At 62.4% G+C, this 15,128-nt stretch carries 12 protein-coding genes and 2 pseudogenes; 5 read left to right on the top strand and 9 right to left on the bottom strand.

All coding sequences use genetic code 11. The features are described 5' to 3' along the window. Positions 1 to 44: 44 nt before the first annotated feature. Positions 45 to 3,233 carry an EAL domain-containing protein gene (locus tag LDZ26_RS20595; RefSeq protein WP_244851081.1) on the bottom strand — a complete coding sequence of 1,063 codons (3,189 nt, stop codon included), beginning with the start codon at positions 3,231 to 3,233 and terminating at the stop codon, positions 45 to 47. A gap of 224 nt (positions 3,234 to 3,457) precedes the next feature. On the opposite strand from LDZ26_RS20595, the pseudogene LDZ26_RS20590 reads away from it, so the two are divergent. Continuing rightward, positions 3,458 to 3,654: pseudogene (locus tag LDZ26_RS20590) on the top strand (glyoxalase); the annotation flags it as partial. A gap of 900 nt (positions 3,655 to 4,554) precedes the next feature. On the opposite strand, the gene LDZ26_RS20585 reads toward LDZ26_RS20590, so the two are convergent. Together LDZ26_RS20585 and LDZ26_RS20580 are read right to left on the bottom strand one after the other, a co-directional pair. Continuing rightward, positions 4,555 to 5,094, bottom strand: a complete 540-nt coding sequence (locus tag LDZ26_RS20585; protein ID WP_244851080.1) for a hypothetical protein — start codon at positions 5,092 to 5,094, stop codon at positions 4,555 to 4,557. Positions 5,095 to 5,127: 33 nt separating this feature from the next. After that, positions 5,128 to 5,682 (bottom strand): hypothetical protein, encoded by a 555-nt coding sequence (locus tag LDZ26_RS20580; protein ID WP_244851079.1) that lies wholly within the window; start codon positions 5,680 to 5,682, stop codon positions 5,128 to 5,130. A 472-nt stretch (positions 5,683 to 6,154) separates the two neighbouring features. On the opposite strand from LDZ26_RS20580, the pseudogene LDZ26_RS20575 reads away from it, so the two are divergent. After that, positions 6,155 to 6,374, top strand: a pseudogene (locus LDZ26_RS20575) (ABC transporter permease); the annotation flags it as partial. 116 nt (positions 6,375 to 6,490) lie between these two features. Here LDZ26_RS20575 and LDZ26_RS20570 read toward each other — a convergent pair. From LDZ26_RS20570 to LDZ26_RS20560, 3 genes are all read right to left on the bottom strand, one after another. Then, a complete protein-coding gene (locus LDZ26_RS20570) occupies positions 6,491 to 7,789 on the bottom strand; it encodes an NRAMP family divalent metal transporter (RefSeq protein WP_244851078.1) in 1,299 nt (432 codons plus the stop codon). Positions 7,790 to 8,089: 300 nt separating this feature from the next. Continuing rightward, on the bottom strand, positions 8,090 to 8,323 hold the full coding sequence (locus tag LDZ26_RS20565) for a MarR family transcriptional regulator (protein ID WP_244851077.1): 234 nt from the start codon (positions 8,321 to 8,323) through the stop codon (positions 8,090 to 8,092). Positions 8,324 to 8,495: 172 nt separating this feature from the next. Further along, positions 8,496 to 9,593 (bottom strand): NADH:flavin oxidoreductase/NADH oxidase, encoded by a 1,098-nt coding sequence (locus tag LDZ26_RS20560; RefSeq protein WP_244851076.1) that lies wholly within the window; start codon positions 9,591 to 9,593, stop codon positions 8,496 to 8,498. An 88-nt stretch (positions 9,594 to 9,681) separates the two neighbouring features. Here LDZ26_RS20560 and LDZ26_RS20555 point away from each other — a divergent pair, with 88 nt between their 5' ends. Continuing rightward, positions 9,682 to 10,011 (top strand): helix-turn-helix transcriptional regulator, encoded by a 330-nt coding sequence (locus LDZ26_RS20555; RefSeq protein WP_244851075.1) that lies wholly within the window; start codon positions 9,682 to 9,684, stop codon positions 10,009 to 10,011. A gap of 272 nt (positions 10,012 to 10,283) precedes the next feature. Here LDZ26_RS20555 and LDZ26_RS20550 read toward each other — a convergent pair whose 3' ends face one another. After that, complete coding sequence (locus LDZ26_RS20550; RefSeq protein ID WP_244851074.1) at positions 10,284 to 10,670, bottom strand: MerR family transcriptional regulator; 387 nt, start codon at positions 10,668 to 10,670, stop codon at positions 10,284 to 10,286. 86 nt (positions 10,671 to 10,756) lie between these two features. Between LDZ26_RS20550 and LDZ26_RS20545 the strand changes: the two genes are divergently transcribed. Next, complete coding sequence (locus LDZ26_RS20545) at positions 10,757 to 11,665, top strand: alpha/beta fold hydrolase (RefSeq protein WP_244851073.1); 909 nt, start codon at positions 10,757 to 10,759, stop codon at positions 11,663 to 11,665. Between the two features lie 24 nt (positions 11,666 to 11,689). Beyond that, entirely contained in the window at positions 11,690 to 12,577 is an 888-nt protein-coding gene (locus LDZ26_RS20540) for an alpha/beta fold hydrolase (protein WP_244851072.1), read from the top strand. A 147-nt stretch (positions 12,578 to 12,724) separates the two neighbouring features. Here the strand turns inward: LDZ26_RS20540 and LDZ26_RS20535 are convergent, their stop codons facing one another. After that, on the bottom strand, positions 12,725 to 13,663 hold the full coding sequence (locus LDZ26_RS20535; RefSeq protein ID WP_244851071.1) for a glyoxylate/hydroxypyruvate reductase A: 939 nt from the start codon (positions 13,661 to 13,663) through the stop codon (positions 12,725 to 12,727). A 127-nt stretch (positions 13,664 to 13,790) separates the two neighbouring features. Further along, a complete protein-coding gene (locus LDZ26_RS20530) occupies positions 13,791 to 15,083 on the bottom strand; it encodes an FAD-binding oxidoreductase (protein ID WP_244851070.1) in 1,293 nt (430 codons plus the stop codon). Positions 15,084 to 15,128 lie beyond the last annotated feature (45 nt).

Below are 15,128 nucleotides of genomic sequence, written 5' to 3'. Positions count from 1 at the left end.
ACCAGGCGCGGTCCCGGCGGCGCGGCCATGCGGCTCGCGTCTCTTCACGCCTCCTCGCGCGCCATGAGCGCTTCCGACCACGCAGGCAACGCGCTGCCCGGCATGGGTTTCGATAACAGAAAGCCCTGCAGTTCATCGCATCCGATGCCGCGCAACGTATCCGCCTGGTGCGCGCTCTCGACGCCCTCCGCGACCACGCGCAGCTTCAGTTCGTGCCCGAGATCGATGATCGCCTTCACGATCGCGAGGTCGGCGGGCGCATCCAGCATGTCATGCACGAACGCGCGGTCTATCTTCAGCCGGTCCAGCGCGAATCGGTTCAGATAGCTGAGGCTGGAATAGCCGGTGCCGAAGTCGTCGAGCGAAAGTTTCACGCCGAGCGAGCGAATCGCATCGATCGCCTCCACGTAGCTTTCCGCGCTATCCATCAGCACAGTCTCCGTGATTTCGAGTTCGAGGCAATGCGGCGGCACGCCGTGCCTCGTGAGGCTGCGCTCGATCACACCGACGAGTTCGGGATGGCGCAGCTGGATCGCCGACACATTCACCGATGCGCTGATCGCAAGCCCGGCACTGTCGCGCCACTCAGCGAGCTGCCGGCACGCTTCCTCGATCACCCAAGCGCCGATCGGAATGATGACCTTGGTTTCTTCGGCGACCGAGATGAATTGCGACGGCATCACGTTGCCGAGCAGCGGGCTATCCCATCGCAGGAGTCCTTCGACGCTCGCGAGCGCGCCGGTCCGCGCATCCAGACACGGCTGCCACACAAGCCGCAATTCGCCGCGCTCGGTCGCGGTGCGCAGGCTCGCATCGAGCGAAAGCCGATAGCGTGCGTTCTCCGCCATATCCGCCGAGAAGAACTTCACGAGATTGCGGCCTTCCGCTTTCGCCTGATACATCGCGGCATCGGCGTTTTGCATGAGCGTGTCGATGTCCGCGCCGTCGTCGGGATAAAGCGCCACGCCGACGCTGCACGTTACCTGCAGCGTCTTGCCGCTGACCTCGTGCGGCTCGCGCAGCAGCGTGACGAGCCTTCGCTCGATGATGTGCATCACGTCACTCGCGTTGCTCACGCCTGTGAGAATGACCGTGAATTCGTCGCCACCGAGACGGCTCACCGTGTCGTTGGCGCCCACGCCCTGCAGGAGCCGCCGCGAGACAGAACGCAGCAGCCCGTCGCCGACATGGTGCCCCAAGGAGTCGTTGATATTCTTGAAGCGGTCGAGATCGATGAACAACACCGCGGCGCGTTGCTGCGCGCGCTGCGCTCGAGCGATGGCCGCCTTCAGCCGCGCGCCGAAGAGTGCTCGGTTAGGCAATTCGGTGAGCACGTCGTGTTCCGCGAGAAACTGGATGCGCGCTTCGCTTTTCTTGCGGTCCGTGATGTCGATGAGCGTGCAGATGTAATGCGACACGCTGCTCTTCTTGTCGCGCACCGTGCTCACCATGAGCCACGCGGGATAGTTGCTGCCCTGGCGGCGCCGCACTTGCGCTTCACCGTTCCAGGTCCCGCTGTGTTCGCAGCGATCCACGATCCGCGCGATCATCGCGCGTTCGTCCCCGTCCTCCTGTGGGCCGATGAACGCCGGCGGCTTGCCGACGACATCGTCGTTGCGATACCCAGTCGCGCGATAGAAGGACGGATTCGCCGTGACGAGACGCGCGTGAGCGTCGAGAATGACGATCGCTTCCGAGGACGCCTCGAACACGCGGCCCCACAATTCCAGGCGCTGCTCCATGAGCTTGATCTGGTTGATCGGCGTGAAGGCGGTCAGAATGGCGTCGCGCCCCTGAAAATCGAGGCGGCGCGCGGACAGCATCGCCCATGTCGGCTGCGCGGTGGCCTTCCAGTGAACCTCGAATTCATTGATGGCCTCACGGTCGGACAATTGCTGGAAGAATCGCGCGCGTGTCGATGAATCCAGCCCGAACGCCCAAGGGTCCGTCGCGCAGCCGTTGAGCCAGAACAGGCCGGGCTTGTTTGCGTGCAGCACTTCATGGCCGGGAATCGCAGTGACGACCATCGGCACGGGCGTCGCTTCTACCAGCGCATATTGCGCGGCCGATGCGCGTGTCGATGCTGCGAGTTCCTTCTGCACGTCGCGTTCGTGGTCGAGCTGCGCGAGCATGTCATTGAAGCCGCGCACCAGTTGGCCGATCTCGTCCTGACTGTGCCAGGTAGCGCGCAGCGAGTGGTCGCCCGTGCGCCGTACCGTATCCATCACGCGCGCCAGCTTGCGTAGCGGCGAGGAGATCTGCTGGGCAACGAAGTACACCATCGCGAGAATGCCGCACAACAAGGAGAGCGCAGTGCCCAGATGCAACCACATCTTCGAGAACAGTCCTTCCACGCGAGCACGCAGCAGTCGATCGAGGTTCGCTCCTGTTATGCGCCAGCTCGTGCTCGCATTGGCGATGACCGATTGCTGCGCAGTATCGATAAGAGAAAGCGTCGCGGCGTCTGGGGCACTGTCGCCGTCCACGACGACGCGCGCCGCATGACGAAAGGCATCGACCGCTGCGCGCATGCGCGAGATCGACGGCGCAAGCGATGCGTCCAGCGCGTGATTGGCCGCGGCCGCTTCTGCGAAGTCGGAACGCAGGCCCTGCATCGCGGCGTCGAGCTGGCCTTCGAGCACGAGGTAACGCGTACGCACTTCTTCACGCGAGCGCGCGGTGCGTCCTTCATGCAGGTGGCGTCCGATGCCGTTGACTGCGTCGATCAGCGGGGGATAGCGCAGGATCGACTGTGACATGGTGTAGTAGCTGTCGAGGTCGGGGTCCAGGATCAGGTTCGATTGATTGCCGATACGCGTGATCAGTTCGCGGCATGCGTCGAGCGCTGCGTGGCTTGTCGGGGCGTCCGGCTGCCTGTCGAGCGACAGTGCTTGCAACGCATCGCGCAAGGTGCGATTGAGCGCGGCGCTTTGCAGCGGCTCGCCGTATTGCGCTTCGGCGGCGGCGAGTTGATCGATCGTCGCGCGCCATGCGGCGGGGGGCAGGCGCTGACCTGCGCCCGTCAGCGTGACATCGATCAGCGCGCTCGTCACGACCCGCACATACGCGTTGCCGACGATCTCCTTGTTGGAGAAATCGATCGCGAGATATTTCTCGTGGATCAGAATGCCGCTGATATAGATGACGGCGCTCAGGTCCAACAGGTAGATCAGCAGCAGCTTGTGGCCCACGCGGAGGCGGGCGAGCAGGCGGAAGAAGTGATTGGTGTTCATCGCCTGCGAGCGGTGCAGTGCCGGCTGTTAAAAGAACGATGCATCAACGGGACCTCGTGCGTTCGGGCGATGGGCGCGCCGGCTTCGGAAAAAGCCAGCCGGATACATCGACATTTACGGCGCTCCGCTATCGAACTTTAGCGTTGGATTGAATTTCACTATAGTAGTGCGCACATGCGCGTTGACGGTGCGCACGCGTTATCGGAGGGCGTGTCGGTTGTGGGCATTTCAAGAATCCAGCGGGCGGTCTAATCGCATACTACGCAGACGAAGATCAACTGACGCCCGAATGGCAGCCGCGCGATTTCGAGCCGGGTCCGACCGTGTTCGCCGAATGGGCGGTGGATGGCGGCATTGACGGCATCACCGCCGTCAGAAGAACGCGAACGCGCCGGCGGGTAAGTTCATGACGGAGCAGAAGCAGGGTAACTGCTCATTGGGCGAAGGCGGTACCGAGCACGACGAGACTCGAGACATCGACGACTCGTCCCCCAGCCGCGTTCCCGCGTTCTATGTAGCAAGGCTTGCACGGTCTGCACAGCGGCGGTGGGGTCGTGGCGGAACGACGCGACGGAAACCAGTGCGCCGGGATAGCTCGCGCCTTATTTGGGACATTGCGGCCGCGAGTTCGATTTGGCCGTTGCAAGCGTGAAAGCATCGACGAATCGAGCAAGGCGCTTAACGCATCCGTCAGGACCTTATACGAGACCGATAGTCGCGGCGCGCATCGGGGACGGCGCAGCAGTTGCTGGCGCTCAGGCTAGTCTATGCTGAGTGGCTCCGGGTGACCTTCCGTGATAACGAGCACGCCCCCACAGCGTTCTTCAGCGGTACCTTATAGGTCTGGCACACCCCGGAATCTTGCAGTCTGCTTGACCGCACCTCGAATGCCGACTGCGGAACGTCGCGCGGAAAATAGACTGTCACGGTGGATCCCTCACGGAACGCGACGGCAGGCCACGGACCCTTCGAACTATTGACCACTGGGTCCCCACTGCAATCCGAAGACTCATAGTCGAGCATAAGATCGGTTTGCCACTCGAACTGAGTGGCCGACAGGCGTCGACTGTTGTCCGGCGAGAACTTTCGCTGCAGCGGGATGACAACCGTCGCCTGACCGACCGAAAAGCGCACGCCGTCTTGCCCGGCAAACGTTGTGAGCTCGCCGATTTCCGGGCCTTGCGCGTCAAGGACATGTGGCACCACGTTGCTTGTTTCGCCCGGGTTGCTCCGATGACCGAATGCCAGGCCAGCGGAGGAGATCAGTATCACGGCATATGAGATTCGATACATTTTCGCCTCTAGGAGCACAGACGCCCGCTCAGTAACGGATCGATAACGGCTCTGGGTAATGCTCGGTGAGCGAATAAGACGCTTGCGGAGCCCACTCATCCGCCTGCAGCGAACTGCCCGGGGCGCAACCTCGGCGCCAATAAGAGTCGTTACCCGACACGCCGCCTGAGTCGTTTGTTCCTGCGATGAACATTGTCACCTCGGGGCCTTGCCTTATCAGGAGTACGGGCCTCGGCGATGCAGCAGTCGAGCTACCTGGAATGGAGACACAGTCCGTTGTCATCGAGGCAACGCCAGCATCTCTCCACTCGAATTGCGACGCCGACCACTGGTCCGATGACAGCTGCTTATGCCGCACGGGTGCGAATACTAGCGCACCGTCCACTCGCAAAAAGACACCTTCTTGGCTGGCATTATTGCCAAGCCGACCAATCAACTGTCCTCGCGCGTCGAATACCTTCAGATAGCTATGGCGCCCGAAATGCCGTTCGTTGCGTCGGCCGCCGTCTTCGGCAAGGCTCTGGAGAGAAATGGTCAGCAGTATCGTTAAGACAATCGGGAAACGCATGCTTGAACTCCGGGAGCATCGGCCCTTACATACTCAATAGCCGATGATTAAAGGCTCGGGATAGTGTTGCGTCAGCGAGAAAGTAGCCTCTGCTCGAAGAAGCGGACGCGCCCCGGCGGCTCGGCTGCACAGCGAATCCATCGAAATTGAGCGGACCTCGACGGGACTGGCGTTCGTGTCTCCCGCCACATAGAGGACCGCCTCGACATTAGTTCGCACAACTACGGATGGTCTGATTCCGGAAATGAGCGCCCCGATGGCCGGACTGCCCGTGCAATCTGTAGATTCAAAGAAAACAGCGCCGCTTTCAGACCATTGGAAACGCGATGGTAGGTACGGCTTGAACGTGCCACCGTTGGTCCAATGCCTGACAGGAGCGAAGGCGACGGCTCCGTTGATCCGCAAATAGACGCCATCGTCACCGCCGTTTGCAGCAAGTAGTCCGACGACCGCTCCGCGCGCATCGAAGACTTTCAACCGTTGCCTATGTTCGGTATGTCGGCCCAGTTGCTCCGGGGCGAAGTCGTCCGCATAGGAAGCTCCGGTGGCCAGGATCGTTACGATAAGCACGAAGAGGCGTTGAAGCATGGAGCATCTCCCGTCGCTGAGTGGCATCACTGCTCTGAGTCGATTCGTTCACGCTTTGCAGAAGTGCTTCGTAAAGGTTCCGACGCATCTCAGTGCAGCCGCCGACAGTCAGGCAAGTATCGTAATGACGGTAGGCGTTAGGGCCTACAGGATTGAAGGGTAAGGGGCGCGCGCGCATGGCCCTTGATCTGAATCAACGACGCGATATCTGGCTACGAGGTGTAGGTGGCCCGATAAACGGCGCGACCGCCGATGATACGGGCGTCGTATGAGTTCAGCGTTGATTTGACCTGGGACAAGGCGCACAAGCGCGAGAAGGCCACAATCCATCGGAACAGGCATCAGAGGTGCCGGCACGCTATCGAACATGGAGGCGTCGCTAGACGAAACTTCCGCCCGGGGCAGCGTTGGTGGGAGAGTCTCGATCGAACACTGTCTGCAGAAGGACTCTAATACCAAGAGCATCGAATGGATGCTGCATGTGCCGGTGCATGCGTCAGACTTGCTGTTCGTTTGCGGCACGATTCATCATTTGTTCGCGACGACATCCATGGAAATTTACCTCGCGACACTTGCGCGCAGCATGCCTCAGTTCGGCATGCTTATCGTTCTCGTGCTGCTTCCTTTGCAGATGCTTGTCGGGAAGCGCGACACCGCGCGAGAGTTTACCGCGCATCGTGCAGGACATCATGCCGCGAGCCAAGTCAGAACGGGCTCCGCCTCCTCGAACTTGTTCTCGAACGGGTGTGGACTAGCGCCGCGGCGCTGATGCCACCGTGTCCCGCCTTCGACGCAGCGCGCAGATTCATCATGACATGAACTCCAGAACGAAATGCGCGACGAGCGCCGCTGCGGTCGCTAGCGCCGCAAGCCAGCTGAGCGCGCGCAAAGCCCAGTGCGCAGCGAGATCGCCTATGGCTTCACGGCTCGAACTGAGCATGAGGAGCAGAACGAGAACGGGTGTGACGGTCATACCGTTGAGCACCGCGCTCCAGTAGAGCGCTCGCGCAGGCTCGACATGAAAGAACGTCAGACCCACGGCGACCGCAATGCCGAGCGCGATCGTCCCGGCGAGCAGCCGCGCGATTCGGGTATCGCGCCGCTCGCCGTTCTCCCAGTTGAATGAACTCGCGGCCGCCTGCGCAGCCGAGCCCGCCAGCGGCGGAAGCGCAAGAAGGGCCGATCCCAGAAGCGCGAGAGCGAGCACGTGCCCCGCATGTCCATGCGCGAGCGGCTCGAGCACGCGATCCAGTTGCACGAACTCGCCGGGAGGCGTCGACTGCATGAGATGCAGCGTCGCGGCCGCTGCGACCATGACGCACACCGAAACTGCATTGGACAGCAAGGTCCGGAGCACTACCTCGCGCCGCATGCCGCCCATTTTTCGATCCAATGCCTGCCGCCGGGAAACCTCGCTCTTCTTGATGTCACGCGCTTCCTGTTCGGCTTGCGCGAACATCAAGTAGGGGCTGACCGTCGTGCCCAACACAGCGATCAGCGTCGTCACATAGTGTTCTGACCAGACCACGCGCGGAATGAACATTCGCATTGCGACTGCATGCCAGGGCACATCGACGAGCAGAAGGACGCCGGCATACGCGAACATCGCGAGTGTCAGCCATTTGAGGAACCTCGCGTAGCTTGCATAAGCGATGTTCCATTGCAGAACGAGCGCTGCGCAGCCGGACAGCAGCGTGAGCCAGACGAGGGACCCGCCAGTCAATGCGCGCAGTGCGGCGCCCATCGCGAGCACATCGACGGCAATGTTCAAGGTATTGGCAATCAGGAAGCGCGCGACGGCGAAGTAAAAGAACGGAGGCCAGTCGTGCTTGCGCATGTTCGCAGTGAGGCCGCGCCCGGTGATCGCGGCGACGCGTGCCGCGATAAGTTGCAGTGCGACGGTCGACGGGTACGAGAGCACGCAGACCCAGAGCTGGTCGAAGCCATACCACGCGCCCGCGAGCGTGTAAGTGGCTATGCTGCTGGGATCGTTGTCCGACGCGATTGTGACGAGTCCCGGGCCGACATGCGCCGACCATGAATGCGCGCGGCGCGCGCTTCCTCGTATGTTGCTGTCCGTTGTCGGCTTCTTATGAGGAATGAACATGAGAACACTCGTGGGCGTTTCCATCGAGCGCGCGCATGAACCGTTCCTAGCCCGTGGAGGACTGGCATGCAGTCTCGCCCGCCGCGGGTTTGCGGCCTCACCAAACCAAGCTTGACGTAAGACGCCTTGGACTGAATGATCCGCGACAGTAGGCGCGTCTTAGCGAGTGTCGCTCGGCGGATAGAAGACGCGTCCCGCGCGTTGAAGCGTACGATGGCGAGGCGTCATGTTCACGTGGCGTCGGCTTCGCTTTCGTCCTGCGCGAGCAACTGGCTGTCGGGCAGCCGGAAGGGTACGAGGTTATCCGCGTTGTTCGCTTGTGAGCCTGGCAAGCCGCAGCCGCTTGTCATGCTCCGCCTGCGTGCGGCTGACGAGCCCGCGCGCGTTGAGGCGCTGAATCACTTCCACGACGCTGGATCGCTCCAGTCCGACTTCGACAGCGAGCGAGTTCTGATCCATCTCGCCGAGCGACTCGAGCGCCGTGAGCAAGCTGTACTGCACTGGCGTGATGTTGAATTTGCTCGTTTCCTGCACGAACAGGAACGTATGGATCCGATTCAGGCGACGAATGAGAAAGCCCGGCCGTGCATAGGAAAAGGATTGAGCGTCGGGCGCGCGCGGGCAAGCGAGACCAACGTGCCGTCTGCCCCGACGCACCGCGCTCAGGGCAAACGACAGATCAGCACATCACGACCGACGCTCAAACTCACGCAACCGCATAGCGTTCGAGCCAATGCGCGTACGGTGCGGGCAGCGTCCACGACGGACGCTCGATACCCAGCTTCTTCGCCGCATAGTACGGCCAGTGCGGATCGGCCAAATGCGCGCGGCCAACCATCACCAGATCCAGTTGCCCGTTCTTCACCGAACGGTCCGCCAGTTCGGGCGTATCGATGCCCCATGCCGACGAAACGGGGATATCAGCCTCACGGCGCACGCGCTCCGCGATCGGCGCGAGAAAGGCCGGCGCCCACGGAATCGCCGCGGTCGGCGTGGAAAAGCCGACGCTGACGCTCAGCATGTCCAGTCCCTCACGCTTGAAATTCTTCGCGAGTTCGATCGACTCAGCGAGCGTTTCTTCGTCGCGGCCGTCGTATTCGATCACGCCGAAACGCGCCGTCAACGGCAGGTGCTCCGGCCACACCTTGCGTACGGCGGCCAGTGTTTCCAGCAGGAAGCGGCTGCGGTTCTCGAGGCTGCCGCCGTACGCGTCGTCGCGTTGATTGGAGTGCGTGGAAAAGAAGCTTTGGCCGAGATAGCCGTGCGCGAAGTGCAACTCGAGCCACTCGAAGCCCGCGTCACGCGCTCGCTTGGCAGCGGCGACGAAATCTTCGCGAACGCGTGCGATGTCGTCGAGCGTCATCGCTTTGGGTACTTTCGACAGACCGCCGCCGAAGGGGATCGCCGAGGGCGCGAGCGTTTCCCAGCCCCGGGGATCGCTGTCGGCGATGTGATCGTCGCCTTCCCACGGTCTGTTCGCGCTGGCTTTGCGGCCCGCGTGACCGATCTGAATGCCCGGCACCGCGCCCGCTGCCTTGATCGATGCGACCACGGGCGCGAACGCCTGCGCCTGCTCGTCGGTCCAGATGCCCGCGCAGCCCGGCGTAATCCGGCCCTCGGGCGACACGGCCGTTGCCTCGACGATCACCAGCCCCGCGCCCCCACGTGCCAGCCCGGCCAGGTGCACGCGGTGCCAGTCGTTGATCAAACCGTCTTCGGCGGTGTACTGGCACATCGGCGGAATTGCGATGCGGTTGCGCAAGGAAACATCTTTGAGCTTGTAGGGCTGAAATAATGCGGACATCAGGCTAAACTCCCGTTCGTGAGGCTTGTACGTTATTTCGATAAACATCGAAATAGCGAGTATCGCAGAACCCACTACTGTTTGCACAATGCGCGCCTATACCCATCCGGTCGCCGAGGACTTCACGCTCGGGCGGCTTTTTCACGCTCTTAGCGACCCGGTGCGCCTCGAGATCGTTTGTCAACTATCGACGGTAGACGAGGCCACCTGCGGCGAGCTTGACGGCGGTCGACCTAAGTCGAGTGTCTCGCATCATTTCCGGATTCTCCGCGAAGCGGGCTTGGTGCGCACGCGCGTTGCCGGCACCGTGCATCAGAATTCACTGCGGCGCGCGGAGTTGGATGCCCGCTTTCCCGGCTTGATGGAGGCCGTCATCAAGCAGATCGTCAGCAATCCTGTAGTGAGCGAAGCGTCGTGAGAGTCGACTGAAGGGTTTCCGCCGACGTTGTAGATCAAGGTCCTGTTCGTGTCATGGAACTATTGAGTTGTCCTTAACGTGAATATCAGGCGCACAGCGCGATGGCTGCTTAATTTTCCTGCGTAGAGCAATATCCACTCAATCACACTTTTCCCAATCCTTCGCCTCGAGTAGAAACGCATCCAATTCCTTCCAGGACTGATCGGACAGGTTTTCAGAGAGACGCGCGATAGACTCATTGAATCCGTCTGCCGTTATGTCGGCTGCCCGCGTCATTCGACGGGCGGCACCGCACCTTCGAGCAAGGTCTTGATGAGCCGCGCGCGGCGCCTTTCGAGGTCCGCGATCTGACGATCGATAGCTTCGAGCCTTACGCGCTGGACGTCGGTGATCTGATCGCAAGAGCGTGCGCCTTCGATCAGAAGCATGCAGTCCGGAAAGCCCTGGATATCGTCGATAGTGAAACCGGTCGCGATCATGCGCTGAATCTGCTTGACCTGCGTGACTGCTTTCTTCGGGAACATGCGATAGCCATTGCTCGCACGTATCGAGGCGAGAAGACCGTGTTCATCGTAATGCCGGATTGATCGTACGCTCGCGCCGGTGAGTTGCGAGAGTTGTCCAATCGTCAGCAGTTCCTGTGAAGGCGTGTCATTCATGAAAAGCAGGTTAGCACGATTCGCTTGACTCTCACATCAGTGTAAGGGTTGAGACTAGGCGCACTGACACTCTCTTAGGAAAGGCAATGAGCTTACGAACGTTCCCTCGCTTTTTGATGTCCGCGTTCTTTGCGGCGACGGTGTTTGCTTCCGTACCTCACGCGATCGCAGCACCGAGCAGTTATACGCTTACATCGACGGATGGCGTGAAGCTGGCGGTTCAGGAAAGCGGCGACCCCAACGGCCGGCCGATCATTCTGGTGCATGGGCTGCTCGGCAGCCGCCTGAACTGGGACGCGCAGGTGCAGAGTGCCGAACTGCGCCAGTACCGGATCATTACCTACGATATGCGCGGCCACGGTCTGTCGGACAAGCCATCGGGCGCCGAGCCCTATCACGACGGAAACCGTTGGGGGGACGACCTTGCAGCGGTGATCGAGGGATCGCACGCCCGCAAGCCCGTCGTGGTCGGCTGGTCGCTCGGCGGTGTGGTGATATCGAACTATCTCGCGAAGCATGGCGATCGCGCGATCGCGGGGGCCGTGTATGTCGACGGCGTGGTGGAACTTGCGCCGGGTCAGATCGTGGATCTTCCCGACGTCTATCGGGACATGAATTCGCCGGATCTGAAGACGCATCTCGACGGTGAGCGCACGTTCGTCGGTCTGTGTTTCAATCATGGGCCTGACGCAAAAACATTCGACCGGCTGCTCGCGAATGCCGCGATGGCATCGTGGGACATGCAGAAGGAAGTGCCGACGATGACGGTCTTCGCTGCAGAGGGGCTCGGCAAGGCGCGCGTCCCGCTGCTCTTCATCTACGGCGGGCACGACGCACTGGTCGACACGCACGCGACGCTGGCTCGGGCTGCCGAGCTGAATCCGCGCATCGTCAGCAAGGTGTATGCGGACTCGGGTCACGCGCCGTTCATCGAGGAAGCCGAGCGTTTCAATCGCGATCTGGCCGAGTTCGTCAGGTCGGCGTCGCAGCTATGAAGTCACGTTGACGAGGGAATAACCATGGCGCAGGACTTCTTTCCGGGCGTGGCGAGGCTCGACGTCGAGGCGGGCGATGTCTCGTTTCGCGGCAGGATCGGCGGGACCGGATCGCCGGTTCTGTTGCTGCACGGCTACCCGCAAACGCACGTTGCCTGGCGATTGATCGCTCCGACGCTCGCGAGGTCGCACACGGTCATCGTGCCGGATCTGCCGGGATACGGCGACAGCCGGACCCGCAACGATCAGCCTCGATGGACCAAACGTCGCGTGGCCGGCGCGCTCGTGGCGTTGATGGATCGGCTCGGGCACGAACGATTCGCCGTGGTCGGGCACGACCGCGGCGCTCGCGCGGGATACCGTCTCGCGCTGGATCATCCACAGCGCGTCGCCGCGTATGCATCGCTGACCGTCATACCTACGCTCGATGCGTTCGCGAGCGTCGACAAGACCTTCGCGCTCAACGCCTGGCACTGGTTCTTTTTGGCGCAGCCGGGCGATCTGCCGGAGCGGATGCTTGCAGCTGATCCCGACGCTTATCTCGACACTGCGCTCAAGAAGATGGCGGGCGGTCTCGAGCGGATCGATCCCTCGGCCCTCGACGCGTATCGAACATCGTTTAGGAATCCGAACGTGCGCCACGCCATATGCGAAGACTATCGCGCCGCGGCATCCGAGGACCTGGAGCACGATGCGAGCGATCTTGCAGCGGGCCGAAAACTGACGTGTCCGGTCCTGGTGCTGTGGAGTGAGAGGGAGCAGCAGGCGAGAAGCGAATCTCCCATCGACGCCTGGTCCCGATGGGCAACGAACGTAACGGGAAAGGGGTTGCCCGGCGGCCATCTGCTTCCCGAGGATGCGCCGAATGAGGTGTTGACGTCTCTTACCCAATTCATGGGCGGAAAGTTCTAGCGTTGGGTTCTCGGCCGAGACTGACGCTTCGCTTCCCGTGTTCTGGCATCGGCGCGACACGTGTCTGTGGCAGTCTCGCACTCGCTCTTGACGCCCTGGACTTTGCACCGTCTGCGGTCGCGGCGTAGATGACCCATGGCCACGCATCTAATACCCGAGCGTCCGATCGTACACATGCTGCAGGGGTTTCCCTTCCAGCCAGTCGCGCAGCCCCTGCGCGACCTGCCGCGCGCGGGCTCGGCGGGAAGGCAGCGAAGCGACATGGGGCGTAACGATCACGCGCGGATGCGACCAGAGCCGGCTGCCGCTATCGAGCGGCTCCTTGTCGAATACGTCGAGCCAGGCGCTGCGGAGGCGGCCTGCGTCCAGAGCGGCGAGGACGTCGTCGAGCACGACCTGCGGTGCCCGGCCCACGTTCACGATGGAAGCGCACGCGGGCAGCTTGGCGAGAAAAGCGGCGTCGATCATCTTTCGCGTCTGCGGCGTGTCCGGCAGGAGATTGACCACGATGTGCACGTCCGCCAGCAAGGTATCGAGCGCGGCGTCACCGTCGAAACACATCACGCCTGAGAGCGTCTTGGGCGTGCGGGACCAGCCCCTGACCTGAAACCCGTTGCTCGCGAGACGTTGCGCGCAGGCCGCGCCGAGTCCGCCGAGTCCGAGCACCGCCACTGTCGTTTCGCTCGAACGAATGCCGATCAGGTCGTCGTTCCACCGGCGTTGCCGCTGCGCTTCGTGAAGGGCCGGGAACTCCCGCACGATGCCGAAGCATGCGGCCATCACATAGTCGGACATGCGCTCGGTGGTTTCGGGCGTGAGCATTCGCACAATCGGCAGATGCGCGGGCACGGACAGGTCCGAGACGATGTGATCGACGCCCGCGGCGGCGCTGAACACGATCCGCAACGAAGTCATGCGCGCGATACGGCCCGCCGTGGGTTCCCAGACCAGCACGAAGTCCACCTGGGCGTCGTCGACCTCCGGATCGTCCCAGCCGCGAACCGTGAGCTCGGGCATGCATTCGGCGAAATGATCCTGCCACTCGCCGACAGCGGCGGGGCCGCCCGAATTGACCAGTAACAACATGAAAGCGCCTCTCCTAACGCGAGTCTATGTGATCGTCGGCGACGTCCGCATCCATTCGCCCCGAAACTTCTTCGTGAACGAGGCGAAGGTTCGTCCGACGTTCCGCAGCGGACGGTGCGACAGTACATCACCGTGACACGCGGAAGCCGACATCCCTGGAGGAAAACCGGTCGAGGGCAAAGTCGCCCGAATCGGCGGGCGGACGCTCGCCCGTCACCACATCGGCGAGCATTTCTCCGGCCGCAGGCCCGATGCCGAAACCGTGTCCGGAGAAGCCCGAGCCAAGATGAAAGCCCGGCAGCGTCTTCACGTTCGAGATGACGGGTATGGCATCCGGCGTCACGTCGATCATGCCCGCCCACGTGCGAAGAATCGAAGCGCCCGCGAAGCTCGGGAAGGTCGCCTTCAGGCGTTCGAGCGCGTCGTTGAGCATCGGCAGGTTGGCCACCGGATCTAGCGTCCGGCAGGCTTCGAACGGCGACGGACGGTCGAGACCGAAGCGCCTCGGAACTTTAAGCTCCTCGAAGAAGCGCCGGCCCAGGCGAAGTTTCAGGTATTTGCGCTCACTGAGCCAGGCGCGCATGAACTTCGTGCTCAGCCGAATGCTGTCGGGCGTGAGATCCGCGACCGATGCGCCGAGCTTCGACACCGTATAGCCGCCGTCGCTGCGCTTGCGGCAGGTGAAATCGCCGCCGTTGATGGCGAGGTCCAGCCCGGCATCGATGGGTGCGGTCTGCATCACCGAGGCATGCACCTTGAGTTGCGGGAAATTTATCTCGCAATTGCCGCAGAAGAGCCGCGACCACGCGCCGCCCGCGAGTACGACGTCCGAGCATCTCACCAGACCGTGCTCGGTCACGATGCCCGCGACGCGTCCTGCCGCCACGTCGAGCCCGCGCACCGCGCAGTGCTCGACGATGCGCGCTCCGTTCGCCACGGCCAGTCCGGCGATGCCGCGCGTGGCGGCGAGCGGCTCCGCAACGCCATCGGTTGCGCTGTACAGCGCACCGGCCCATGGCCGCTTCGATCGTGGAATCAGCTTCGCTAGTTCCTCGCCGCGCACGAGCCGCGCCTGCGCGCCCTTCATGCGGGCCGCGTCGAGCCACATCTCATGAGCGGCCATGTCGGTGTCGGACGCGGCGAGATAGGCGAGACCCGTGGTGCGGTAGCCGACATCGACTTTCGCCTGAATCTCCTTCCAGATGCTGTTCGCGAGGATCGACAAGGGCAGTTCGCGGACGTCGCGGCCGACGCTGCGTATCCACCCCCAGTTGCGCGACGACTGCTCGCAGGCCACCGTGCCTTTTTCGAATACGGCGACGTCTACGCCCCTGCGGGCCAGCGCGTACGCGCAACTTACACCGATGATCCCGCCGCCGACGATGGCGACGGACACTTGCTTGGGTAGATCGGGTTTCAACGAGAAAGCTCCAGATGACCGAGAGGGCGGTGGCGCCGGAATGGA

Origin of the sequence: Caballeronia sp. SL2Y3 (assembly GCF_022879575.1) — a bacterium.
GTDB lineage: Bacteria > Pseudomonadota > Gammaproteobacteria > Burkholderiales > Burkholderiaceae > Caballeronia.
This window is presented reverse-complemented; position numbering and strand designations above follow the sequence as displayed.

Excerpts from the sequence above, each read along its gene's own strand:
- LDZ26_RS20595 (WP_244851081.1), bottom strand. The coding sequence starts at position 3,233 with ATGAACACCAATCACTTCTTCCGCCTGCTCGCCCGCCTCCGCGTGGGC.
- LDZ26_RS20585 (WP_244851080.1), bottom strand. The coding sequence starts at position 5,094 with ATGCGTTTCCCGATTGTCTTAACGATACTGCTGACCATTTCTCTCCAG.
- LDZ26_RS20580 (WP_244851079.1), bottom strand. The coding sequence starts at position 5,682 with ATGCTTCAACGCCTCTTCGTGCTTATCGTAACGATCCTGGCCACCGGA.
- LDZ26_RS20570 (WP_244851078.1), bottom strand. The coding sequence starts at position 7,789 with ATGTTCATTCCTCATAAGAAGCCGACAACGGACAGCAACATACGAGGA.
- LDZ26_RS20560 (WP_244851076.1), bottom strand. The coding sequence starts at position 9,593 with ATGTCCGCATTATTTCAGCCCTACAAGCTCAAAGATGTTTCCTTGCGC.
- LDZ26_RS20555 (WP_244851075.1), top strand. The coding sequence starts at position 9,682 with ATGCGCGCCTATACCCATCCGGTCGCCGAGGACTTCACGCTCGGGCGG.
- LDZ26_RS20550 (WP_244851074.1), bottom strand. The coding sequence starts at position 10,670 with ATGAATGACACGCCTTCACAGGAACTGCTGACGATTGGACAACTCTCG.
- LDZ26_RS20545 (WP_244851073.1), top strand. The coding sequence starts at position 10,757 with ATGAGCTTACGAACGTTCCCTCGCTTTTTGATGTCCGCGTTCTTTGCG.
- LDZ26_RS20540 (WP_244851072.1), top strand. The coding sequence starts at position 11,690 with ATGGCGCAGGACTTCTTTCCGGGCGTGGCGAGGCTCGACGTCGAGGCG.
- LDZ26_RS20535 (WP_244851071.1), bottom strand. The coding sequence starts at position 13,663 with ATGTTGTTACTGGTCAATTCGGGCGGCCCCGCCGCTGTCGGCGAGTGG.